Source organism: Xenorhabdus cabanillasii, from assembly GCF_003386665.1.
Lineage (GTDB): Bacteria > Pseudomonadota > Gammaproteobacteria > Enterobacterales > Enterobacteriaceae > Xenorhabdus > Xenorhabdus cabanillasii.
The window spans coordinates 1,622,751-1,648,509 of record NZ_QTUB01000001.1; the positions used below are offsets into that span (position 1 = coordinate 1,622,751).

Genomic DNA, 25,759 nt, shown 5'->3' on the forward strand with positions numbered 1-25,759 from the left:
CATAGCGAATAGAAATATTGCAATTACTAACCGTAATGGTTGTGTCATCATAATGATTATTTGCTGAGGTGACGTATGAAAAAAATTATTGGAATACTCGGTGGAATGGGGCCTGCCGCAACGGTAGATGCAATGGAAAAGATAATTAAAAATACATCAGCAAATTGTGATCAGGAACATATTCCTGTTATTGCTATTTCTTTTCCTGATATACCTGACAGGACAGAGAACATTCTCTCTGGGGGAAAGTCACCGTTAAAACAAATATTAGCCGCATTAAGGATATTAGAGGATGCAGGTGCTCAATATATTATCATGCCCTGTAATACTGCTCATTATTGGTATGATGAATTAAAAGCAGAAACCAAAGTTACTTTTCTTAATATGATTGATATTACTTGTAATAAAGTCGTCAGTGAAGGAATGAATAACATTGCTGTTCTGGCTACGACAGGAACGATAAAAGCAGAGCTTTATCAAAATAGATTGAAAAAAGAGAATATAAATTTTGTTATTCCTGGTGATATTCAACAGGGAATTATTATGGAAAGTATTTTGGCATATAAAAGTGGAGATGAGGAGAGGGCGTATCAGTTATTAAAATCAATTATTTCTCAGTTGAAAGATATTGGTGTTGAAAAATTTTATTCTGGGATGTAGTGAGATACCGATTATTCTTAGAGGGGATGATAATAATGGAGAATATATAGATGCTACGGAGGAGTTGGTTAAAATGGCAATTGCTTTGTGTTAGTTTTTCATTGAAGAGAAATAGAACTATTACTAAATAGATTCACTATTTTTTATCTTAATAAGAAAAAATATAATATATTCGTATAAATTTACTATTTGAATTTAGCAGGGTTATTTATCAGTTGAAGTAATGGATTGGTATTGAAGTCATTTATTCAAATTATAACATTATCATATACAGTAATTTAATCGATAACCCTTTATTTACGCGCCGAAAAAACCGTTCGGAAGTTGCCATCTTGTTGTTAAACTTATTACATATGGCGACATATTATATAGAAATTTTTATAATAGATTATTTTACTACAAAAGTAATAACCAGGAATAAGAAGAAATAAATAGGAAATATAATTAAAAATAACCACTACAACTTTAGGGGAAATTGAACGTCAAAATTTTTTAAGTCCCACTTAAAAAAGAAGAAATTCAAGAATGAAATACTTTATTTGAATTTTGTTTATTATATGTTTAAAGAAAACATATAATAATCATTTAAATCAAGGCATCAATATTGATAATGACTTTTATTTTTTCTGAAACAAAACCTTTTAAATAAGCAGAATTAATAAGAAGCCAATTAATCGGAAAGGTTAATTTAACCTTCACTATGAAAAACAATATGCATATCTTGCATGTCTCATCCCCCATTTGCATTTCATTAAAAGTTAAAAAAATATAAATATTTGTTAGGGTAAAATCAGGAAGCAGAGAAACAGAATAATTGGCTTTAGTATTTACAGAGAATAAGGAATCAGCATGAACAGGCAAAAACTTATGCGGCAGATTATTATCGCTATTCTGCTTGGAGTGATAACAGGTTGGGGGTTTCATCAATACCTTGATGCCAGCCAGACAAAAGAAGTTGCTTCCTATATCAACATCATTACCGATGTATTCCTTCGTCTGATAAAAATGATTATTGCCCCGCTTATATTTGCTACGATAGTTGCCGGGTTAATGTCAATCGGGGGATCATCATCCGTAGGGCGGATTACCATCAAAGCAATGATATGGTTTATTATTGCTGGATTGGTTTCAATTGGCATTGGTATGCTGATAGTTAACTTGTTCCAGCCGGGGATTGGGTTGAATATCGCTATTCCTCAACAGGTAAATATCGATACGGGCCTCAATACCAGCGGATTTTCCCTGAAAAACTTTATTAGTCATATATTCCCCAGTAGTTTTGCCGCGGCTATGGCGAATAATGAGATATTACAGATCCTGATTTTTTCTCTCTTCTTTGGTTCGGCATTGTCATACATTTGCCGGGATAGCCAGAAGACAAGCCCTATTGTGACTATGATTGAAGATCTGGGACGTATCATGTTCCGCATCACAGATTATGTAATGTCATTGGCACCGATTGCGGTCTTCGCTGCTATTGCTTCGGCTATTACAGTACAGGGATTAGGTCTGCTTTATGATTATGGCAAACTTATTGGTCTTTTTTTATCTTGGATTATTCTCACTCTGGGTAGTTTTATTTGCTGTTGGATTTCTTTTCCTCGGCAAGAATATATTTTCATTACTGCGGCTTATCAGGGAACCTGTGGCACTGGCTTTTGCCACCGCGAGCAGCGAATCCGCTTACCCAAAAACGATGAATGCACTGAATAGCTTTGGTGTACCGAAAAAAATCTCCAGTTTTGTACTGCCTTTGGGTTATTCCTTTAACCTTGATGGCTCAATGATGTATCAATCCTTTGCCATTCTATTTATTGCACAGGCTTACAATATTGACCTGAGTATCACAGAACAAATCCTGATTATGTTGACGCTTATGGTCACCAGCAAAGGTATGGCTGGTGTAGCGCGGGCTTCTGTCGTAGTTGTTGCTGCGACACTTCCTATGTTCAAGTTGCCTGAAGCAGGTATTTTGCTGATCCTTGCCATCGACCAACTCCTTGATATGGGGCGTACGGCAACCAATGTAATCGGTAACAGCATTGCTACTGCGGTGATTGCCAAGATGGAGGAAAAGCAGGGGAATTCCGAGCCGGAAGCGCAAGAAAAAGACGCTGCCAGACAAGAAGTTTGAATCAAGACTTGCTGTATTCTACCAACTGATTACAGCAAGCTTATTTGACGGTGCAAACAGTCAGCTTTTATTAGTCAAGTCACTTTCGTTCGCTGTTTTCACCTTGCCTTATATACTGCCAAAAGCGCTCTGAGGAAGGATTAAGCCGAAAATGGGTTCGGTAGATGTAAACGCCCATCTTTATTGAAGTATTGCCTGGATCCAAAATGGATAATTGCCGATTTTTGAGTTCTTCATAGATTGAATAATCCGGCAACCAACCCACACCATGACCATTCAGCACCATACGTTTCAGTAGTTCGCTCATTGATGACTGAAAAAAATAGGTAAATTTGTTACTGAACTTTTTCTCCAGTAACTGATTTACTTGTCTCCCCATATAACTACCATCGGTATATTTCATTAATGGTAAGGGGGTATAGTCCAAACGATACGACGGTTCTCCATCAGACTTACAGCCAGAGACGAGATATAACCGAGCATCCAATACCTTATAGTGCAAGAATGGTGCAGCCATCAGTTCTTCATTAAAAAACGACAGAATAAAATCACTTTTCCCATCTTTAAGATTATTTACCGCCTCATCAACATTGATTGATTCAACATTAAAAATTTTATCCATCTTTTCTGTAAAACCAGAAATAAATACAGGGAGTAAAGAAATAGCGAGTGAATGTGCTGCGGCGATATTAATTCGGTGTTTAGATATTTCCTCCCCTTTTATTTTTCCTATTTGATGTTCTATATCCCCAAGAAGATTTCTGACATAAACAATAAAGCTCTTGCCTTGTAACGAAAGTTGTAGTGGATTTGAACTGCGAATAAATATTTCAAAACCGATAGCATGTTCAAGCGCCTGAATTCTCCTGCTAAATGACGATTGGGATATATTCCTTTTTTTCTGCGGCAAGAGTAAAACTTCTCAACTCTTCCAACATTACAGCATCATATAACCATTTCAGCTCAATATTGTTAAACATAAAATCCTCCCTATAAAGTCACTTTTGTTGATTTAAATAAATGAAAAAACCTTATGCAAATTCAACATAGCGAATAGAAATATTGCAATTATTAACCATAATAGCTGTGTCATCATAATGATTATTTGCTGAGGTGACATATGAAAAAAATTATTGGAATACTCGGTGGAATGGGACCTGCTGCAACGGTAGATGCAATGGAAAAGATAATTAAAAATACACCAGCAACTTGCGATCAGGAACATATTCCTGTTATCACCATTTCTTTTCCTGACATACCTGACAGGACAGAAAATATTCTTTCTGGAGGAGAATCACCATTAAAACAAATGGTGACTGCATTAAGAATATTAGAAAATGCAGGAGCTCAGTGTATATCATGCCCTGTAATACCGCTCATTATTGGTATGAGGAGTTAAAATCGGCAACCAAAGTTCATTTCCTTAATATGATTGATATTACTTGTCATAAAATTGTTAATGAGGGGATGAATAACATTGCTGTTCTGGCTACGACAGGAACGATAAAAGCAGAGCTTTATCAAGATAGATTGAAAAAAGAGAATATAAATTTTGTTATTCCTGGTGATATTCAACAGAGAATTATTATGGAAAGTATTTTGGCATATAAAAGTGGAGATGAGGAGAGGGGGTATCAGTTATTGAAATCGATTATTTCTCAGCTTAAAAATGTTGGTGTTGAAAATTTTATTCTGGGATGTAGTGAGATACCGATTATTCTTAGAGGTGATGATAATAATGGGAAGTATATTGATGCTACGGAGGAGTTGGTTAGAAAATCCGTTTCTTTATGTAAATATAATGAAATTGAGTGCAAATATTGTTAAATATATTTATTACCTTAGTTATAGGGGATATAGTGATTTTTACTAAATAAAATTTTTTAATGAATGGATTAATAAAAATCAAGATTATAAATTTAATTATCGAGATAATAATGAATATGTATCGCGATATTATTGGATGTACAGAAATATTATAGCTCTCAATAATAGGTGCAGATGCACTAATTTTTTATGCTGAAAAATTAGCTAAAAGTAAGTAAGAAGATTCTTAAAGTAGCAGAAAACTACAAAGATGTAGTGAGGAATTGTGATAGTAGAAGATGTCATTAAATATATTGATGTGGTATTCATGAGTAGAACCCTTACAGCAAAACCTGACAGAAAAACATGAGAGATGTTTAAAAAAATTATGTTTTTTATGGGGTTAAGACTTAAAGGTTATTCTTTGACATATGACATAAAGGATATGCCCCTGATATATCAAATTAATCAAGGTATATCATGAGCTCATATCTGACAAGGTTCACAGGAATGATAAAAGTGGTGTATTAACTTTAAAGGTTCAATTTAATTGATCTCTACATATAGAGCTTGTAAGGAGGATTGTATAAAATATTCTAAAAATTACATAAGAGAACATTAAGCTATGAGTTCACTCACATTGAGAAAGGCTCTAAGTGTGTTAGCGAAATCATCATCGTTTTCGGTGGCAACACTTACAAATCGACGCAGAGATGTACTTGATGACCTAAAGCAACGACTTTTTGTTGAACAGAAAATTGAATCAGATATTAAAAAATGTTTGGATTCTTTGAACAGCAGGGAAATTGTTTTTCTTTGTGGCAGTAGTGGTGATGGTAAATCAGAAATTCTTACCCGTTGCTATGAACACTATCAACATAAGTGTGATTTCCATCTTGATGCGACACACAGTTTTTCTCCTCATCAGTCAGCAATAGAAACTCTGGACAAACTTTTTGATGCATACAAGGAAGGCCATCGCCCGTTGGTATTAGGAATTAATACTGGAATGCTCGTCAATTTTTCAATGGAAGGTTCAGAGCGCCATAACGATATTAAATCTGCTATTGACTGTTTTTTCAATTGTAGCTCTAACACCCAAGCTCCCTGCTATATAGATGGATGCCATTTTTTTGACTTTGAACATTACCCAAAATTTCAGTTTAGCGAGCATAAGAATTATTCTTCTTTTGCTAAAAAATTGATGACCAAATTAACTGAGGCTAATGATGAAAACTTATTTTATGTCATCGCTACCAATGATGAAAACTTATTTTATGTCATCGCTACAAATGATGAACAAGCAGACCGTGAATTAAAGATTATTGCCAATTTTAAATTGTTGAGTATTTCAAGTGTACAAGATGTCATCATTACACAGTTATTTAAAGCCCGTTTAATGAAGGATCAATTTGTTACGACTCGCGCGCTACTTGATTTACTTCATCATTTACTACTTGGACCCGGTTATTTGTTTGACAATCTTTTTGTTGGTGAAGAAAACGAGTTAGTACAAAGAATGGCTGATTTTGATCCAGCCAGTTTACACACATATGAGTTAGATCAGTTTGTTCTGCGCTATGAGCTAGGGCTACCTGATCCTAATTTAGATGATTTTTTAAAGGAGTTGGCTAAAAAACATATTTCTTTTGATAGAAACCAAGTCAGGCAGGGGGATGCAGCATCACTGATTCGTTTATTTAGTTTGTTACGAGCAGATGAATTTGGAAATGGCTATCATAGGAAATTTGCACCGTTTTTCCAGGAAAGCTTGTTGGAAGACTATGCCCATATTTGGTATTTACATGCAAATTATACTGGTGATCGTGACCAAAAAATGGAATTACGTCGTTTCTATGCTTCGAAATTAATTGCAGCAATCCAGAGCTATGCCAATCGTAAAGGCACCAGAACTTACTACCAATAAAGATGAGTTATTTTTGGGAGCATTTGGTTCAATAAAGGTTACTGCGCCTGTGGCCCTCAAAGGGGATTATGATGCAATTTTAAAGAAAAATGTCACGAAACCTGCTTGTTTTGATGCTTATCTGAAAATTGATGATTATCCACTGAAACCGATAAGTATTAATTTGAATTTATTTGAGTTATTAAGCAAATTGAATAACGGATATCGTCCTAATAAATATGATAAAAATGCTATTATTCTATTAGATGAAATTGTAGAGCAAATCACTGAGCAGGCTAAATCAAGTTCGATTCTTAAATTTTATGATGGTAGACGAACTTATATTGCTAAGGAAGATGACGATATGATTAACATTAGTGGCATGAATGGAGTAGTCTAATGAACTCTTATCCTATTGCAAAAAAGCTAAAAGTCGAGGAACACAATAGGCTAGATAGTTACCTCCCTATCCGTAGCAAAAATAATGAGTTTGATTGGAATATAGTTACTGGATTAGTCTTGAGTTATACCCTCAAACGTCAGGTCAAAGAGTATGATTTTGAGATGTTTAAAGAGGATTGCCAAAAATATCTACTGATGCAACTTGATGAACCTGAATTTTGGTCTGTCTTGGAACGTATGTACTTTGTTAATAAGGATATCTTTAAAATATCTCCTCTTTTTTTACTGTTCTATGCTCAGTTTGGTGGAACTGGTTCAGGTAAAAGTGTTCTGGGGGTGGCAAATTGGCGCTTAGGTTCTCTCTTTGCCAATTTGATGGGCGATTTCAGTCTCAAAAATCGATTATATGATCGACTCAACTTCCTTGAACAACATATGATTGATGTATTGGAAAAGAACTTGCGAGTATTAGATAAAAATCTATTTGTTGAAGAACAACCCTATTTACCTTATTTGGTTAGATGTTTTCAGCAAGATCTCGAGTTTTTAACTGAGCACCCTCAATATCTACTACAAGAGTTTGGCAATATGCTTCGGCTATATGCTTTTACCTATTGTGCCCAGTTGGCGCTAAATTTAGAAAGTTGGTGTCATGGTGAGCCAAAAAGCAAATCTTTATATTTTATTTTGGATACAGAAAAGGCTAGTTCAGAAAGGGAGAAAGTAAAACGTTTTGGTTATAAGCTCTTTGAGAAAGAACGAGAAAAGCTGTTTCCTATCCTTTCTGCACTTGAAGTTTTGCAATGGAATGAGAGTGATAATGAGGATGATAATGATAAGAAAAAGAAGAAAAAGCGCCCTTTGTGGCAAATTTATCAAGATATTTTAGATTATCCTGATAAAAATAATATTTTGTCTTGTATGAATAACTATATTCGAAATTTTATTCTAAACAGGAATAAGAATAAAAAACTAATTCCCGAAGAAATAGAGGTTGCTTCAGATATTGAAAGTGCATTTAAACAGCTTTTATTAGTAGCTAGAGAACAATTTTTCGATAAGAGCACGACACGTCCAGGAATTAATCGTGATTATGTAAATGCATTAGAAAAAGAAATTTGTACTGGTTTTATTCAAGCCCGTGGAAGGGCTGGAAAAGTTTTAGTACTCAATCAGGATCGACTTTTGCTACTGACCAATCTTTGCTATTGGGAAAAATGAAAAGTTGCGTCTTCATGAGCTATTACATTGTTTTGAGCAACGTGGTTTTTACCTTGATAACCAATCTTCTTTAGCTTTGGTTGCTTTCTATGAGCGTATGGGAAATGTGGAACGCATGAGTGATAGTGGAGATGCCGTTTATGTCCGTAAGACAGTATGAAACTTTTTTTGGCTCAATCTTTTCTTGAGTGGGTGGACAATTTCATCCAGCCAGGCGAGCGTTATCAGTTTAAATCACCGGATGCTGACAATGCGTTAAAAACTTTATCAGGCTTTTGTAGCGTTATCTGGTGGGCATACCTTTGAGCTACCTTCAGATGAGCAACAAACCAAACAATTAGCGCCTTGTATTTACTGTCGTGATGGCATCCAGTTAATTCCTGTTTTACAGGGTGAAGGGAATCTGGCATTTACTGAAAACTATATATCTCATCTACGTGACAGAGTATCTGGTCGTGAGGATACCTTTGCTAAATCTGTGCTGTTAATCATTCACAATAGCATGCTTGATACATTGCTAAACAGCACTAAAGATTTGGCTGCTCCAGAAGCTATTTGGCATCCAGAAACATTTAGTAAAAAGATAGGAACCCTAATAACATCAGGTAATAAAGGATATGAGTTATCTCGTTGTTTGTTGGATGATCAATTAGCAATGATCCTTGAGGAAGGCGCTACAGTATTTTGGTTTTGCTCCACTTTATCGTTCCTTGGAGAGTGGCCTTTTAGAGTTTTCCGAGTTGGGGTTATTTAATGATTCAACCATCTTAAATATGAATACTACAAAGGGGCAGATCCGAAGTAGGCTTGATGAAAACCGTAAGTTGTATAGTTTAATAAAGGATAGTGTTGAACATTATGGTGACCAACTTGAAAGTGTACTAACTGAATTTAGTAAAAAATTCATTAGGGAACATTTTGAAGAAAAGAATGATTGGCAGTTTCTTGATTTCTCGATTTATCGTCAAGAAAAGAAAGATTGTCAGGAACAAAATTTATGGTTTGAGAATGTTACAGCATCTGATGATACTATTATTTGGCAACGGAAGAAAAGCGAAACTAAAGCTGGGAAAAAAGATATTAGCCTATTGGTTCAAGCTCCAGTATTTCAGCAAGTTGTGGAGCTAGATTTTTCTTTCTTAGGTAATGACCTACAAGACAACCAAATAAAAATCACCCATAACCGGAGATTAAAAAAACAGCAAGTTTGGTCAGTCAGTCGTGCTGGGGGTAAGAATTCCCGCGTGAAGGTCATGATTCCTTTTGATGGACATCCAATCTTTCTTAGCTTGGAATTGATTAATCGGGATAATAGAGCAGAAGAATACAAGTTTAGAATGCTAGTAATCGAGAAAAATAGTTTTTATCTTGATGAAATTAAAACTTACTATCGTATTGAACCCGGTAAGGAACAGATTACTCTTCAACTAGAAGAAAACCAATTACGCATTGCACAAAATGGTAACAGTATTTGTAGTTTTGGAGAGTGATGACGATGAGATTGATATTCATAAATGTGCACTAGTCGATTTTGAAGCGTTGGCAAACCAAAGTGAGATAATTAAATTTAAACTCGTTTCTGGCGAAAATTATCTAACAATTAATGTTGAAGGCCCAGGTGCAGAAGAAAAAATAACGTTGCCATTACTTTTTGATCAAAGTCGTTTTGATAAATTACTCAAAGAAGAAGGGAACGCTGAATATAATCGCTCCAAACGGCGAGTTATCTTTGATAATACTGAACATACAATAGTTGGTGTACGTTTACAGTTATTAGGAATGGAAGCAGAGATGGTGGATAACAGGCTGCTTTATGTTCCTGCTTCTGGCGGAGTATACGATGTGGATAAATTACGCATAATTAATGTGAATTTATATAATTCGTATAATGCTTTGTTTACTTACTATCAGCAACGCAAAACTCTACCGAGTTTAGTGGCATGGTCTGATGAATACTGTTGTTTAGTAACTGCCATTCTGGATGCATTTGAAACAGCATTAAGTGATATTAATCTAAACAAAGTACTTAATGATGATGAAAAATTCTTATTACGTTTAGGGATTCATTGTAACGAAGGCGATGAGCGTCTCTCTCCATTGCATCCGTTAGTATTAGCTTACCATCTACAATTAGTTGAAGAATGTGATACTTCTTTTTTGGAATTACCTGACGTTACTCTTGAGCGTTTAGTTGCTTCTGGATTAATGCCTTTTGTTTATCATAGCGAGTATGAATTCGCTCAATTACAACCAATTAAAGATAATAGTTTTTGGATAGATGTTGTCCCTCAGCGCCGAGTTAGTCACGGTTATGTTAAACGTTTGGTGCGCGATAAACTCAATGAATTTACCGATGCATACGCCAGATTATTTAGTGGCATAGGTAATAGTGCTTTGATAATCAATGCCATTAATCAAGGTGTTGCAAAAGAGTTATTTTTGGGGCTTGTTGATTACTTTAAGCAGAATAAAGAAAATGTAATAGCTATACATGTTAATTTCTACGATGAGCAGTTAATGCAAAATGATTTTGATCGTTTTTCGGAAATGAGCTCCTATGATGATCTTAAGAATTGGCTGGGATTAAAGCGGGAAGATGCAGATCTGTTGATTGATTTAATTCGTAGCCGCCTTACTTTTAGTAAATTTACAATACCGGCAGATAATAGTGTTCTAGCTTATGCTCATTTAGCATTTTTTAATAATAGCGTTCCTGTTGATTGCCGTTATATCAGTATGGATGAAGCATTAAGTGGCGTGCTTTGTAATGGTTTAATTTCTGGTGAAGGTGCTGAAACTCTGGGAGATGCTTATTTTACTGCATTTGGTTTGCGTCACGTCGATGTGAAACCATATCGGTCTTTGCGTATAGCCCGTTTATTAGGCATGTTATGGCAACCTGCTCGCCAAAGTAATACTCAACATTCGGGGTTAGGGATTGGGTTAGCTGTTAGTGCCAATTTCAAAAATTTACTTAAACGTTCTTATAATAGTTCCTTGTGGACAATAGTTATTGATCCTAAAGTTACTCTTGATTTTTTCACTAACCAAAAAGACGTGGTATTGATCCATTACTCAGATCAATATACCAGTTGCACTGGATATGATGCTGTTACTGTGACTACACAAGTAGAAATTTTCAAGGACTTAATCCGTATGGAAAGTGGTGATGGGAAAGAATATAGGGTAGGTAGTGATCGACTGCTTTCTGAGTTCAATGCGTTTAACGGTGAATGGCTGCTCAAAATGTTGCGTTCTACCGATAAAGAAACGTAAAGAAAAACACGGAATTATTGGTGCTTATAAATTTGTCCAGGCGATGTTACGGCATTCAGATATTTGTTGGATCCCATTTTCTGTAGCTGAAATGATACGAGTATCCGGCAATATCGGTCTTAAGATGAGTGAAAGTGATTTTTCCCGTAATTTACAGGGATACCGTAAGGGTGCTATTTCTGATGATGTATTATTTGTTGGTTTCAAAGGTGACAAACTTTATCTACTCCCTTTAGAAGTGAAAACGGGGGCTCGACCAGATTACAGTTATGCGGGACATCAAGCGAGTGAACTTAAGCGTTATTTACAAGAAGATTTGCTGGGTAAAGATACTATGGCCTCTCGCCTTTATCGTGCTCTATTTGTCCGCCAAATCCTTATGCAGGTAGAGAAACTTCAACTCTATCAAGTTCTAGATAGCAAGATATTAGAACCATTGTTATCGCGTAGGGAATGGTGGTTAACAGGAAATTACAAGTTAGGGCAATTGCAAAATTATATTGATGGTATTGTACTTGCCCATGTTGATAGTGATAGTTGTTTTGAGCCTTCATACAAGGTAACAAAAAAACAAATTTTACAAATTGAATTGCCGTATGGGTTTCTTTCTTCTCTTATTGAAGCTGACTGTGCGTCTAAGTTGGATGAATTGATAACTAACTATAATGTTCCTGAGCGCTACTTGCTTATTAATTCTGTGGATAAAGAACAGGGTATTCAATCTAAAGTTATTTTTGAGTCTACTGAATACAATAATTTTGCTAATATAGATACAACTAATAGTGATATTTTAATACCTACTTCTATTGCAGCAAATCAAACACCACTACAAGTATTGTTTGGTCATGAATCTTTGCGAAAAAGACCACTATATTGGGAACCAACTAATACTGAAAAATTTATGAATGCTCATACAGGTATCATAGGCAATTCTGGAACAGGTAAAACACAATTCACTAAGTCATTAGTTACACAACTGATACGTAATCAGAGGAATAATGTCAATAGCGAATCTATAGGTTTATTGATTTTTGATTACAAAGACGATTATGTTAAGGATGAAGTTTTTTAGCGGAAACAGGTGCAAAAAAATATCAGTTATCTCTATTACCTTATAATCCTTTGTCTCTTTTTGGTGATATGCCTATGTTACCAAGACATATAGCAATTGCATTTTCGGAAACTATGGGGCGGGCGTACAATTTAGGCGTAAAGCAACGGATGAAACTCGTAACCTTGATTATGGAATGTTATGAGGCAGTCGGTATTATTTCGGAAGATTGTACTACATGGAACCGTACTGCACCAAACTATTGAGGATATTTTGGCAACACTATTTATCTCAGGAAAAAGTAGAGGAAGATTCTTTATATGCAGCACTCTATAATTTAGCTGCGTTTCGGATATTTGAAACTAATACAGAGAAAATGATGAATTTGTATGACTTGATAAATGGGGTAACGATTATACAGTTATCTCGATATTCTGAAGAAATACAAAATTTAGTAGTGGCATTAACTTTGGATCTTTTTTATGCACAAATGCAAATGTGTGGTAAACCTGCTAGACAAGGTAACTATCGTCAGTTAACTAAAATTATTTTGGTAGATGAAGCTGACAACTTTATGAGGCAAGATTTTCTTAGTTTACGAAAGATACTAAAAGAAGGCCGCGAATATGGAAGTAGGCATTATTTTATCAACACAAGAGCTTACACACTTTAAAACTAACGAAAATAACTACTCTTCTTATATTCTAACTTGGGTGATTCATCGTGTTTCTGAAATAAAAAATAATGAAATCAAGGCTATATTTAACATTGATGACAAAAGAGAACAAGAATTACTGATGGAAAAAATACGATGCCTTGAAGCGCATTTTAGTATATATGTTGATGGAAATAAAAAAATCCAAAAAATGAGAGATAAAGCTTTTTGGGAGTTATAAATGACTATTACCGAAGCTATTTTTAAGGTGTTAAAGGATAGTGGTAAGCCACTATCCTACAAAGATATTTATGAAAAAATTGTAGATTATTCTTATTATTCTTTTGGTGCTAAAGATCCCGTATCCGTTGTAAGAGGGAAAATTAGAAGACATTGCTATGGAGTTGATTTCCCGAGTGCATCTCCAAAGAAAATATTTATTGAAGTTAAAACGTTAGGGCAGAAAACTAAGCCATTATATGATATATGGAATGGAAAAGTACCAAAAACTGAGTCTTTAAAAGATGAGAAGATAAATAAAGAGCAGTTACCGGAAGAAATTATACATAGTAAATATAAAGAACATATAAATAATATTAGGAATGAATTGTTGGATGCAATCCATTCTTCTGAACCTGCATTTTTTGAACGATTGGTAGTCAAGCTCTTATTGAAAATAGGATATGGACAGGGTGAGATTCTTGCAGGAAAAAGTGGTTGGGGGAGCGGGAGATGAAGGAATAGATGGTATAATAAATGAAGATAAATTAGGGTTAGAGAAAATTTATCTTCAAGCTAAAAGATATAATAATAAAAAAGTGCCATCTAGTGAGGTTCGAGAATTTATTGGTGCAATGACTCAAAAGGGAGCACGAAAAGGTGTATTTTTTTCATCTTCAAGTTTTACTGAACAAGCTAAAATAAATGCGGAAAAAAGCACAAGGTATGAATATTATTTTAGTTGATGGAGAGAAATTGTGTGAATATTTAGTTGAATATGGCATGGGAGTTGCCAAAGTAGATTCATATGAACTATATGAAATAGATAAAAATTTCTTTGAATTATAAGTAATAGGAGTCATTTATTAAATGGCTCCTATTATATGAATTATAATTTACTATCTTCTACAAAGATTGAGAGAAATCCTTAAGATTGCGATAATTCCTTAACGCCGCAATCCCATCTTCCACATGAGCAGCCCATGCTCTAATTAGCTCTTTTTGTTCAATTTTTCGGATAAAGCATTTTAAGCACCAACTCTGTAGTTTGCATGGTTTCCCCGAGCCAGGTCATTTTATCCAATATAAGTGAACCATCGAGTTTTTTGTGATCACGGTCTGCTGAGTATCTGAAATCACTTTCGACAGATCTGAAAAAGGCTAATCTGGCAGAAATATTTGGCGTCAATCCAGTATAAATTTTCAGCCTTTTAAGCTGTTCTTCTGTTTGGCGATTTAGCTGCATTCTATTAGGGAGCATTAAACAGTCTCCTTAGTTAATTCCCAGAAATAGCCAGGCTTCAGATATGAGGATTTAGTCTTTGCATTAAATACAATTTGATAGGTATGAGAAATATCATCCCGTAATTGATCAACGAAATAACGTTCATCAACCTCTGTATCGGTGGATAATAGTACTACCTGATGGCTGGCGTAAGGGAAATAGTAATTAATTAGATTATCTCTATGTTTGGAATCCAGACGACCTAATGGTGTATCAATAATAACAGGTAATTCTTGTCCTGAAGTTTTAGCTAATGCTTCTAAGATAGCAATTGCATAAATTTGCTTTTCTCCAGCAGAAAGATATTTTCTATTAATTACAGATTGATTTTCATCAATTAATTCAACATCAAAAGTTTCAGGATTAATGTGTGCATGAAGTTGTAAATCTTCTTTACGAGCTAGTTTTCGATAAGCTTCTTCGAAGTTTTTTGTGAGTTTTTTAACACGTGCTTGAGTTAAAATTTCACTATATTTCTCTAGTAGGTTAATTGTTTCTTTTGCATTCTTAAGAGCGCTTATAAGACCATATTTATTTCGCGCAGAATCATGTAATTTTTGCATTTGGCGAGCACAATCCAACTGTTGTTGTTTACACTTCTTAGCTTCTTCTAGTGCGGAAATATATTTTTTACGAGTGTCATTACGCTCTTTATCTAGCTCTCGTATTTTTTGGAAAATATCTATCAGTTGTTCATTGTCAGGAGCACGAGCGATATTAGCAGCAGATTGTTCTAACTGTTTTTCAATATCAGTCAGTTGAATCCGATACTCATCAAATCTCTCCCAGGATTTTTGACTATCCTGTTTAATCGACTGTTGTAGCATACCGACTTCACGATCTGAAATATCAAACAGTAATTCCCCTTTTGGCTTATTAGCCATATATTTATTTAGATTATCCGTAATAGCCTCAGTAGCTATTTTGCTCGTTGTACTAGAGCGAAGAGCAAGATCACTTTTTAGTATATTAAGGAAATTACTAAGTTCTTTTTCAAAGCTTTTGGCTTGTTTGATCTCGGATTCCTGAGAAATTTTCTCAAGCAGAAGAGATAACGTCTTAGGTGCTAAAGCATATGGAAAAGTTCCATCGAATTCATGGCGTAAAGCTTTTTCAATTCGCTCTTTTTCTTTTATAAGCTCGTCAACTTTCTTTTGTTCCTGTTCTTTGGTTTGAGCAAAAGAGCCACCTTGAGCACTTAATAACCCCTCATTTTGAGTGATATTTCTTGTTAATAAATCAATTCGTGATTTTAGAAAATCAGCCTCTTCCAAATATGCTTCTGTTTTGCACATAAGTTCCTTAGATTTTACTTCTAATTCAGAAAGATGCTGTTGTAGGTTTCCTTCAAGTTGAGTAGATTGCTGGCGCTTAATATAGATTATTAGGTCATTACGTAGCTTAGAGATTAAATCTAATCCAAGTAAGCGGCGCATTGCCGTACGCAGAATATTTCCTGATTCATCTTCAGCTAATTCAGCGATTTTTTCACCATCAAAGAAAAATAAATCTGCTACTCCATTGGGAATGAGTTCATTCAGAAAACCTTGGCATTGTTCATAATTTAGCTCACTAAGAGTCTGCCCATTTTGTTGTAGCGATAGGAGATCTTTTTTTCCTCTTTTCCAACTACGTGTAACAGTGAACTCAGATTCTTTGCCTTCTTTATTATAGATAAAAGTTAGCTCAATTGAGGCTTCTTCTGGACGTTTAGATTGGTTATTGCCGTTATGGATTAATGCACTTAACTGTTCAATATATTCTTGTTGTTGAATGGTATGGTTAAAAGCTAAACGACCATATAAGGATAAGCGAATAGCGGATAAAATAGATGTTTTGCCCGCACCATTTAACCCACCAAATAGAACGATTGGGCGATCATGGATCTCATGCTGTCGTTTTCTCGGAGCTAGATCGATAGTATGTGTTCCACTAAATACCCGAAAATTACGCAGAACCAGTTGCTTAATTAACATTTTCTTTTTCCTCACTGGAAACTACTGATGGTTCCTCGACATGAGTTATTCTGCGTTGTATTTCTTTAATTTCAGCTTCTATCTTCATGACTTCTTCAAGGTGAATATCACGCTCATTACGCTTTTGTAGTGTAGATTGCGTCTGCTTAATTTGTTCTAAACTACCCCAGTCCTGTTTTAAAATTGTGCCAATCTTATCAAAGATCCCTTGTCTGCGGCTTAACCCTTCCATTGATATCTCCAGTTCGATTAGCTTCATGACCATTTCTGGTTGTACATCGAATCCTTGAGTAATTTGGGCAAGCAATTCGGCATCACTAGAGTCAAATCTAGATTGATCATCAGTAATCCAGTTCAAATCACGTCCATAAACGGAACGATAGATATCTGGTAATGTATCGTTCCAGTCAGGTTCATTAGGATCTTTAAGCCATTCTTGACGTATAGCATGAAGCTCTGGCTCTGTGATTAAAGTTATCTGGCGTCCTTGTCGATTTAACTCTCGTTCTATCTCTAATAATTGTCTGAGCCATGATTGACGATATTTTAACCAGTATGGGCCAGGAACGTGTTTACGTTCTGCCGCAATGTCTTCCCCTTCCTTCGCATATTGATAACTAACCTTACCCGTACGGCGTTTGTAATTGCGATAAGTGTCTTTTTGTACGGGATCAGTAGTTAGAGCGAGTAAATCGCGAAATTTTAGTAAGGGTAACATCCAGTCTTCCCCATTTTGGACAAGACTTTCCATTGCTTTATCTTTTGTAACGACAGTGCAAGTCCAGCAACCAAAACGAGAATTACCGCAAGAAGGAGTACTGTCATCAATAACGAGAGGGCATTCACCTTGATTTGATGAGTCCATGTAAAGAGTCCAAAGAGGACGATTATTGCCACCCCACGGGCTTTCCCATTCTTCTATATCGTCTGGAGAATATTGATATGCACCACGCAATAACTTCCAAACATCCTCAACATCCCATGTGTCAATAGGGGTATAAATAAATGCATTGGCAAGGGTAGTGTGCCGGGCAAGACGCGACCCATCAATTCTATGTTTTGCAATAACTTGAGCACGTGATGAACTTTCGCTACTGCGTGAACCCAGAACAACTATAACCTCGTCAAATTGGCTGACTTTATCGCGAATAAAATCACTCACGGGATTGATTTTCATGCGTTCTGTGCACCAACGGAAGCTACGCGTAGGAGCGGGATAGCCTTTGCCTAACAGGTTGACCCAGAATGTTTCGTGTGTTTTAGGTATAACAGGGTGCTGAGTGATTGGAAGCCCGTCTCGCTTAGATCCAGATTCAATCTGCAACATTGTTTTTTGGATTAAATCTACGACGACAGGAGTTTCAACCAGTGTGTCAGATGAGACAACGAAAACAGGTTTATGGCGCATTTCTGGGGATAGTCCAAGTAGCGCGAGATAAGCCAATGTAATTACAGCGGAAGAGTCTTTTCCTCCACTGTAACCAATTACCCAAGGGCGTTTATCACTATAATAAATACGTTGTATTTCAGAAATATATTCTGCTAGTGGTCGACCAGCGAACATTTCCTGATTAATAAAATCTTCATAATCGCCCAAATCGTGGGTCTGAATTAATTTACTCATGAGATAACCGTTTGAGCTTCAAGTTGCTGCTCTTCAGCAGTAAGGGGAATATCTAATGCAATTTTAAGAGCATTACAGGTGAGCTGAATAGCAATAGTGGTTTTACTCAATTTTCCGTGTGACATTGCTCTTTTTATCAGTTCGGGATTGCTCTTACGCCAATCGAATGTTTTCAGTTTGGCAAGTTTTTCTTGCCATTGATCAGGATATTCTGCCAACAAATTGCGACCAAGAAGCCCCAGTGCATGAAGGCCAATACCGTGAGCGTGGACATATTCTTGGCGTAATTGGGCGGGAGATACTTCTTTATTAGACGCCATTTTCCAATCAGGCATAGCATTATAAACCGCTTGCCAATATTGGGAAGCTAGTCGTTTGTTTTCTTTTATATCGCCTTCTTTCGGATCTGTTCCAAGCAAAGCTCGGGTAGACTGTTTGATACTACTTAATGTAAATAATTTGTTTGAAAGCTTGCTTATGCTGGATTTCTCTAATTCAGTTAACCCGACAAATGGCCTGACAGACATCGCCAGATAGCGAGCTAATTCTGAGCAGATATCTCGGTGGTCATAAAGTGTTGATAATGATGGACTCGGCCTAATCGCGTATTTATTTAGATCGGCGAACATTTGTTGGCTGCGTTGCAAACCTTCATCAACAAAAAATAGTACAGGAATATTATCTTGCCCTAAATCTGGATTTTCTTTCAGAGCAGTTTCAATGGCTTTACGACGATGTTGACCATCATTAATCAAAATTTGTGCTTCCATCGGTACTTTTAGGATACCGAGATTGTTGGAACCTGAAAATTCGGCAAATTCAACATCAATAGCAATAGATGCTGTTAATGCTGAAAAAACATAATCTTTTGGGTTTTCAACCAAGTAACGTGCCATTTCTGGAATACGTGCTTTATTTAATACACGTTGTGCTCGGAGTTCAGGAGGAACTTCAGTTTCATCAAAACTGAAAATTTTAGGGATAAGCCTCATTGGACAAGTGGCGATATAGAAAGGGCGACCAGCTTGAATCCCACGCACTGCGGGGAACGAGTAACAGTATGCAATATTGTCAATATTAGCCATAATCCCTTCTTCCTGATAATTATTTCATGATAGATGTTACGTTATATTTTTACGTAATGGTGATTTATTATATCATTTTTTTAACGTAATAACAGATTTGAATCTTTAAAACTAATTTATGAATATCTCTTATGGATAGAGATAATAAGGCGGAAGAATTGGGTTATTTTTAGAAACAACTTAGTAAGGTAGGGTGAGTGTGAAGCTGACGACAATATCTAGGAAACACTGGGGAAATATTAGAGCAGTGAAATGTGGTCTATCAGTCGCTCCAGACAGCACATACAGACTCTGGTCACGCAAAACAAGAAACTGGCAGCAGTCTGACTGCCATGTCGTTTAATCCAGAATGGGAAAAATAGGCTGTTTAACTTATTTGAGGTGCTAACTTCGACAATTATAATCTGTTTTCTTTTATATTCTGCTTAATTTCGCTATATATTCCACAAGAAACGATAACGACCATTTATTAAGCGACATTTAGGGCTTTCAGCTGGCTTTAATATCATAAAAACAGGTCTAACTATTTTTATTTTAGTAAATCCTGTGTAATTATAAGCTCCTTAGCCTTAATCAATTGGAGTAAGTTGGACAACACCATTTTTCCCAAGTTGATAAGGTAAATTTACTGTACATTCGATAAGCGTGATTCCGGCTCCACGAATGCCTGGGTGTATGGAAAAGTCTGAAATTAGAGGTACATCAGGAGAAAGTTTAGGTGCATTAAGTAATTCTTCATTTGTAATAGATATGATCAAAACGCCTACAGGGTATCCTCTAAAGTTTGTTGCAAAACAATGGAATTTTTCTTGCTGGCTAATATCATTATTTAATAATTCATTTTTTCTTTCTTGTATAGATTGAAAAACACCACTGGAGTATACGCATCTATCATCCCATTTTCTCAATTCGACATCTCTTCTTTCTTTTTTATTCAGTTCAAATTTGCATTTTTCATTTTCTATTTGAAATATTATATGCCTTGCGATTTCACATGCTTTTGGCAAAGAAACTTTTTCTGAAACTAAAGATGCTCTGGCGTCAAAAGACATTGAAATTAAATTAAGGCTGGATTGAGAACAATTCAATGGGTTGAATTGAGCTGGTCTGCTAATACTGAAAGATTTTGACCTGAATATCATCAGTAGTTTCCTTTAATAATAAGGATAAAAAGATTATTAATTGCCTACCAGCATGGAATAATATGAGTCCAATAGTATAGTAGTAAGATAAAAATAATCTGTTGCTATTACCGTGACTGAAATCGCATGAATAAATACATCTTAGATAATAATTTTCTTATTAAGAAATTCCTGATGAGGAAAAATAATAAAATAAAAATAATTCTCTCAATAATCGATAGTTGTTTTATCGTAAAACCTTGCCATTTTTAATTACCCCAAATAACCCTCAAAAACTCACTCCACAATCCTAACCGGATAAGACTCAAACAAATACCCATCAAAGTCAGGATCATCTATATCAGATAACTCCAGCAATCGTTGTTTCACGTTTTCTAAATGTTGCCACATGGCTTGTTTGGCGGCTATAGGATCTTTTTTTATCATAGCGGCTAAAATCACCTGATAATTATTCAACCACTCTTTACGATAGTCAGTATTGGTAATTTAGCTATGTAGTTTCATTCACATAGGATTATTCTCACGTCACGCCTAGTTTACAATGTGTTATGAATATTGGTAATATCGTTCTGGGTAACCTGAAGCGCTGTAAGCTCAGCGATATTACTTTCCAATAATTGGCTCACTTGTAATAATTCAAAAGGCCCAGCGGCATTGATAGTCGTATCGCTTGAATAAGAGCATGGCAGTTGGATGAGATGATTATCTGAGCTTTTGCGTATTTCAATGAGATTTTCCCAATTTCAATACAATTAACGCTTCACGAATAAGAGTACGAAAAACGCTGAATTTCACGTTCTGTAGATAGACGATCACCGGGAGAATAATTCATAACTATTATTATCTGACATAATGATTGGGCTACTTCATGATAGGGACGTTTGGAGTCTGTAAAGTTCATCATTAATGCCGCCGTAAAGTAATATACTCAAATGGAACGACTAAAAATGATGTTCTTCTGAGGCTTCAGTGCCAGAAATATAACCACCTATTCTTGTTATAATAAGTGGTTTTGAGAGAAAATTATTCTACTTTACGCACGCGATTTATCATTTCGAATAATTCCGGTTGGGTTCTGGCAATATTGTCATACATGGGTTTAATCGCGTCTTGAAAGAGGGTTTTATCCACGATAATAAACTCAACACCTTGTTTTTCTGCCTTTGCACGCTCTTCCTGTTCTGATTTTTCCCAAAGTTGAATCATATATTTTGAGGAGTTCAGTGCCGCTTTTTTCACAATCTCTTGCTGTGCAGTAGTTAATTTATTCATTGATTTGTTTGATATTAACAGGACATCAGGGATCATCGTATGCTCATCCAGGGAAAAGAATTTTGTCACTTCACTATGACGGCTTAGCGTAAAAGAAGTAATGTTGTTCTCAGCCGCATCCACAACCCCTTGTTGCAATGCGGTATAGAGTTCACCATAGGCTAATGGCGTTGGATTTCCTGCCAACCCTTTCACCATCGCAATTGCCGTTGGACTGGGTTGTACGCGAATTTTCAAACCTTTTAAATCTTCAGGCGTTCTAATCGGTTTTTTCGCATAAAAGCTGCGTGCGCCCGCTTCATAGTAAGTGAGACCAATAAACCCCATGTTTTGACTTGAATCGAGGATTTCTTTACCGATATCGCTATCAATGACTTGTTGATAGTGCGCTTTATCGCGGAATAAATAGGGCAGGTTAAAAATGGAATAAGCCGGAGAAAAGGCTTCTAATTCTGCCGCATTGGATTTAGCAATATCCAAAGCGCCGTTTTGCATTAATTCGATGGATTCACGTTGGTTGCCCAATTGAGAATCAGAATAGATGCGAATACGGACTTCCCCATTGGTTTTTTCTTTCACTTCGTTAGCGAACTCGGTCATGGCCTTATGGACAGCATGGTCTCGATTTTGGTTATGGCTAAGTTTCAGCGTTGCCACGGCGAAAGCCTGGGATGTCCCTAGCATGAACATTATGCCAGTTACTATGCCTGCTATACCTAAAACCTGTCGTTTGTTGTTCTGCATGTTTGGTTCTCCAGAGGTGAGCGTAGGTTTTTGTTATTTTCTGTGGGCAAACAATAATCAGAACTCACTTATTGGGCAAAGGGTAAAATCCAATTGGTCGATCTGAATCGCAAAAAATGGCATTATTGGTTGACCTTTTTGGTTTGTGATCTATCTCACTCTCTTTTAAGTATTTATTTCAATGTACTTAGTGCTATCAGTATAGATTCTGATTCCTGTGTGGACTTTAATTGGTAAACCAAAATAACAGGAACCGGATAAATGAAAAACTTTGTAGCGATGACCAATAAAAGTTTGGCGTTTTTTACCATCTGCCTGCTGGTCTTTCTGGTTTTATGCGTGTCATGGCAGGTAGTTTCACGTTATGTATTAGATGCACCGAGCACCGAGACAGATGAATTAGCACGTTATCTGTTTATGTGGGTCGCAATGATTGGCGCTGCATATACAACAGGACAGCATCGTCATCTTGCTATCGATTTGCTGATGATGAAATTAACAGGAGTAAAGAAAAGTATTATTAGCCTGATTATTCAGACAGTAATTATTTCATTTTCTTCCATTGTGCTGCTTTATGGTGGCAGCCTGCTTGTTTCATCGACATTGGAAAATGGTCAAATCACACCTGTATTAGGCTGGAAGATGGGGTACGTCTATTTATGTTTACCTATTAGCGGAATATTGATGATTTTCTATGCGCTCGTTGATGTGATCTCAATTGTTCAGCATTTTTCTGGTCAACCACCAGCTATATCTGAGAATCATTAACTTGCAAGATGAAGGGTAGATAAGAGGCTAGAGTATGGATTGGTATGTCATTGCCGCACTTTTTGGCACATTTGCAATATTACTGGTATTGAGTGTCCCCGTTTCTTTTGCAATCGGCCTATCTTCGTTAGTCGCCATTACGATGACATTGCCGTTGGAATCTGCGATAACGGTTGTTGCACAGCGTATGGCTGCGGGAGTAGATAACTTCTCTTTATTGGCGATCCCGTTCTTTATCCTTGCCGGGAATATTATGAATCAAGGCGGGATAGCTGAACGTTTGATAAATCTGGCCAAAGTGATTGGCGGCCGTTTGCCGGGATCATTAATGCACGTCAATATTATGGCGAACATGTTGTTCGGGGCAATTTCAGGTTCGGCAGTGGCATCCGCTGCTGCGGTCGGGGGAACAATGGCGCCGATGCAGAGAAAAGAAGGATACGATCCTGAGCTGTCTGCTGCTGTAAACATCGCTTCTTGTCCTTCTGGTTTGCTGATCCCGCCCAGCAACACCTTGATTGTGTACTCGTTGGTTTCAGGGGGTACATCTATTGCTGCCTTGTTCTTAGCGGGTTATATCCCCGGCCTTATTATGGGGATTTCACTCATGGTTGTATCTGCCATTATTGCCAAGAGGAAGCGCTATCCTGTTGCACCTCGGCCAACCTGGAGCGAATTTTTTGCTACAGCATGGAAAGCAATACCGTCATTAATGCTAATTGTGGTGATTATGGGCGGGATTATTGCGGGGATCTTCACGGCGACAGAAGCATCAGCTATTGCCGTTCTCTACAGTTTTATTCTCGCAGTAGTTATTTATCGTGAAGTGAGTCTCAAACAACTGCCCAAAATTATTCTTGATTCTGCCGTCACCACATCTATTGTTTTACTGCTGATTGGCGTATCAATGGGTATGTCCTGGGCGATGGCCAATGCTGATCTGCCATATCTGATTGCGGATGCGTTGATGACGGTTTCTGATAATCCGCTGACCATTCTGTTAGTCATTAATATCATCCTGCTGATTGTGGGGATCTTTATGGATATGACACCTGCCATTTTGATCTTCACGCCGATTTTTTTACCCGTTGCGATGAGTATGGGTATCGATCCTGTTCATTTTGGCATCATCATGACATTTAATTTGGCAATTGGGATTTGTACCCCTCCCGTAGGCAGTGCCTTATTTGTGGGTTGCTCTGTGGGGGATGTGAGTATTGATAAGGTACTGAAGCCATTGCTCCCGATGTATATTGCGCTGATCTCGGCGCTAGCTTTGGTGACATATCTGCCGCAATTGAGTTTATGGTTACCTGAATTGGTCTTGAATTAGTTATAGGGGGAATTATGAAACAAACTTGGCGTTGGTATGGGTCTGAAGATCCTGTTTCATTAGCGGATATCCGGCAGGCGGGAGCAACAGGGATTGTGACAGCATTACACCATATTCCTAATGGCGAAGTCTGGCCTATCGAGGAGATAAAACAGCGTAAAGCACTCATTGAAGCCAGTCAACTTGAGTGGACAGTTGTAGAAAGTGTTCCCATTCATGAAGATATCAAGACGCATACCGGGGAGTACGATCGATGGATCGAAAACTATCAACAAACCTTGCGTAACCTCGCTGCTTGCGGGATTAAAACAGCATGTTACAACTTTATGCCTGTTCTGGATTGGACCCGCACTGATCTCGAATATGAATTACCTGATGGTTCAAAAGCGTTGCGCTTTGATCAAATCGAATTCGCTGTTTTTGATATCCATATTTTGCAACGTCATGGCGCAGAAAAAGAGTATCCCGATGATGAAATTGCACAAGCACAATCACGCTTCATTTCAATGACAGAAGAAGAAAAACAAAAACTGACAAACACGATCATCGCTGGTTTGCCCGGTACAGAGGAAGGTTATACCTTAGAACAATTTCGCCAACACCTAAGACGTTATAAAGGAATTGATAAGGCCAAATTGCGTGAGCACTTTGCTTATTTCCTGCAAAAGATTATTCCGGTAGCGGAAGAAATCGGCATCAAAATGGCCGTTCATCCTGATGATCCACCGCGTGAGATCTTAGGCCTGCCACGCATTGTTTCTACAATAGAGGATATGCGTTGGATAGCCGAAACAATAGACAGCAATGCCAATGGCTATACGATGTGCACCGGATCTTATGGCGTGCGTGCGGATAATGATTTAGTGAAGATGATCAAATTATTTGGTTCCCGTATCTATTTCCTCCACTTGCGCTCAATAGTACGTGAAGAAAACCCATCTACGTTCCACGAAGCGGCACATCTTGCTGGTGATGTGGATATGTATGAAGTGATCAAAGCGGTGGCGGAAGAGGAGCATCGTCGGCTGGCGACTGGTGGAAATCACCTTATTCCGATGCGGCCTGATCATGGTCATCAAATACTGGATGACTTGAAAAAGAAAATTAACCCCGGTTATTCGGCAATCGGCCGCCTGAAAGGGCTGGCTGAGATCCGCGGTCTTGAACTGGGCATTCACCGTGCGTTTTATCCGAAATAAT

Annotated in this window: 11 protein-coding genes and 8 pseudogenes; 11 read left to right on the plus strand and 8 right to left on the minus strand. The window is 36.9% G+C overall.

Annotated features, from left to right (window positions below; genetic code table 11):
- The first annotated feature begins 75 nt into the window (after window positions 1–75).
- Both cuyB (BDD26_RS07780) and BDD26_RS07790 read left to right on the plus strand, forming a co-directional pair.
- Window positions 76–660, plus strand: coding sequence for a cysteate racemase (gene cuyB, locus BDD26_RS07780; protein WP_244922682.1), 585 nt, complete (start codon window positions 76–78; stop codon window positions 658–660).
- 849 nt (window positions 661–1,509) lie between these two features.
- A pseudogene (locus tag BDD26_RS07790) lies at window positions 1,510–2,794 on the plus strand (dicarboxylate/amino acid:cation symporter).
- 79 nt (window positions 2,795–2,873) lie between these two features.
- Here the strand turns inward: BDD26_RS07790 and BDD26_RS07795 are convergent.
- Window positions 2,874–3,774 (minus strand): annotated as a pseudogene (locus tag BDD26_RS07795) (LysR substrate-binding domain-containing protein).
- Between the two features lie 197 nt (window positions 3,775–3,971).
- On the opposite strand from BDD26_RS07795, the pseudogene cuyB (BDD26_RS07800) reads away from it, so the two are divergent.
- From cuyB (BDD26_RS07800) to BDD26_RS20045, 6 genes and pseudogenes are all read left to right on the plus strand, one after another.
- Window positions 3,972–4,621 (plus strand): annotated as a pseudogene (gene cuyB / locus BDD26_RS07800) (cysteate racemase).
- 604 nt (window positions 4,622–5,225) lie between these two features.
- A pseudogene (gene dptF, locus BDD26_RS07805) lies at window positions 5,226–6,906 on the plus strand (DNA phosphorothioation-dependent restriction protein DptF).
- Window positions 6,906–8,289, plus strand: a pseudogene (gene dptG, locus BDD26_RS07810) (DNA phosphorothioation-dependent restriction protein DptG). The pseudogenes dptF and dptG overlap by 1 nt, the downstream one beginning before the upstream one ends.
- Window positions 8,270–13,352 (plus strand): annotated as a pseudogene (gene dptH, locus BDD26_RS07815) (DNA phosphorothioation-dependent restriction protein DptH). Before dptG ends, dptH begins: the two co-directional pseudogenes overlap by 20 nt.
- On the plus strand, window positions 13,353–13,847 hold the full coding sequence (locus BDD26_RS20040; protein ID WP_244922683.1) for a winged helix-turn-helix domain-containing protein: 495 nt from the start codon (window positions 13,353–13,355) through the stop codon (window positions 13,845–13,847).
- Complete coding sequence (locus BDD26_RS20045) at window positions 13,813–14,076, plus strand: restriction endonuclease (protein WP_244922684.1); 264 nt, start codon at window positions 13,813–13,815, stop codon at window positions 14,074–14,076. The genes BDD26_RS20040 and BDD26_RS20045 overlap by 35 nt, the downstream gene beginning before the upstream one ends.
- A 160-nt stretch (window positions 14,077–14,236) precedes the next feature.
- On the opposite strand, the pseudogene dndE reads toward BDD26_RS20045, so the two are convergent.
- The 7 genes and pseudogenes from dndE to BDD26_RS07855 all read right to left on the minus strand — a co-directional run bounded on the left by dndE (window position 14,237) and on the right by BDD26_RS07855 (window position 22,458).
- A pseudogene (gene dndE / locus BDD26_RS07825) lies at window positions 14,237–14,591 on the minus strand (DNA sulfur modification protein DndE).
- Entirely contained in the window at window positions 14,591–16,591 is a 2,001-nt protein-coding gene (gene dndD, locus BDD26_RS07830; RefSeq protein ID WP_115826125.1) for a DNA sulfur modification protein DndD, read from the minus strand. Before dndD ends, dndE begins: the two are co-directional and overlap by 1 nt.
- Entirely contained in the window at window positions 16,581–18,215 is a 1,635-nt protein-coding gene (dndC, locus tag BDD26_RS07835; protein WP_115826127.1) for a DNA phosphorothioation system sulfurtransferase DndC, read from the minus strand. Before dndC ends, dndD begins: the two co-directional genes overlap by 11 nt.
- On the minus strand, window positions 18,212–19,300 hold the full coding sequence (gene dndB / locus BDD26_RS07840) for a DNA sulfur modification protein DndB (RefSeq protein WP_115826129.1): 1,089 nt from the start codon (window positions 19,298–19,300) through the stop codon (window positions 18,212–18,214). Before dndB ends, dndC begins: the two co-directional genes overlap by 4 nt.
- Window positions 19,301–19,869: 569 nt before the next feature.
- Window positions 19,870–20,442, minus strand: coding sequence for a hypothetical protein (locus BDD26_RS07845; protein ID WP_115826131.1), 573 nt, complete (start codon window positions 20,440–20,442; stop codon window positions 19,870–19,872).
- A 276-nt stretch (window positions 20,443–20,718) separates the two neighbouring features.
- Window positions 20,719–21,346, minus strand: a pseudogene (locus tag BDD26_RS07850) (GntR family transcriptional regulator).
- Window positions 21,347–21,465: 119 nt separating this feature from the next.
- Entirely contained in the window at window positions 21,466–22,458 is a 993-nt protein-coding gene (locus BDD26_RS07855) for a TRAP transporter substrate-binding protein (protein ID WP_038260899.1), read from the minus strand.
- 261 nt (window positions 22,459–22,719) lie between these two features.
- On the opposite strand from BDD26_RS07855, the gene BDD26_RS07860 reads away from it, so the two are divergent.
- Genes BDD26_RS07860 through uxuA form a run of 3 tightly spaced genes read left to right on the plus strand, consistent with a single transcriptional unit; the run spans window position 22,720 to window position 25,758 of the window.
- Window positions 22,720–23,226: a TRAP transporter small permease gene (locus BDD26_RS07860; protein WP_115826133.1), complete on the plus strand. Its 507-nt coding sequence runs from the start codon at window positions 22,720–22,722 to the stop codon at window positions 23,224–23,226.
- Window positions 23,227–23,260: 34 nt separating this feature from the next.
- Window positions 23,261–24,559: a TRAP transporter large permease gene (locus tag BDD26_RS07865; RefSeq protein ID WP_038260892.1), complete on the plus strand. Its 1,299-nt coding sequence runs from the start codon at window positions 23,261–23,263 to the stop codon at window positions 24,557–24,559.
- 14 nt (window positions 24,560–24,573) lie between these two features.
- The gene (gene uxuA / locus BDD26_RS07870; protein ID WP_115826135.1) at window positions 24,574–25,758 is read left to right on the plus strand and encodes a mannonate dehydratase; all 1,185 of its coding nucleotides are present in this window, start codon (window positions 24,574–24,576) and stop codon (window positions 25,756–25,758) included.
- Window position 25,759 lies beyond the last annotated feature (1 nt).

What these genes read in the sequence shown, in the direction of transcription:
- cuyB (WP_244922682.1), top strand. Translation starts at nt 76, where the DNA reads ATGAAAAAAATTATTGGAATACTCGGTGGAATGGGGCCTGCCGCAACG.
- BDD26_RS20040 (WP_244922683.1), top strand. Translation starts at nt 13,353, where the DNA reads ATGACTATTACCGAAGCTATTTTTAAGGTGTTAAAGGATAGTGGTAAG.
- dndD (WP_115826125.1), bottom strand. Translation starts at nt 16,591, where the DNA reads ATGTTAATTAAGCAACTGGTTCTGCGTAATTTTCGGGTATTTAGTGGA.
- dndC (WP_115826127.1), bottom strand. Translation starts at nt 18,215, where the DNA reads ATGAGTAAATTAATTCAGACCCACGATTTGGGCGATTATGAAGATTTT.
- dndB (WP_115826129.1), bottom strand. Translation starts at nt 19,300, where the DNA reads ATGGCTAATATTGACAATATTGCATACTGTTACTCGTTCCCCGCAGTG.
- BDD26_RS07845 (WP_115826131.1), bottom strand. Translation starts at nt 20,442, where the DNA reads ATGATATTCAGGTCAAAATCTTTCAGTATTAGCAGACCAGCTCAATTC.
- BDD26_RS07855 (WP_038260899.1), bottom strand. Translation starts at nt 22,458, where the DNA reads ATGCAGAACAACAAACGACAGGTTTTAGGTATAGCAGGCATAGTAACT.
- BDD26_RS07860 (WP_115826133.1), top strand. Translation starts at nt 22,720, where the DNA reads ATGAAAAACTTTGTAGCGATGACCAATAAAAGTTTGGCGTTTTTTACC.
- BDD26_RS07865 (WP_038260892.1), top strand. Translation starts at nt 23,261, where the DNA reads ATGGATTGGTATGTCATTGCCGCACTTTTTGGCACATTTGCAATATTA.
- uxuA (WP_115826135.1), top strand. Translation starts at nt 24,574, where the DNA reads ATGAAACAAACTTGGCGTTGGTATGGGTCTGAAGATCCTGTTTCATTA.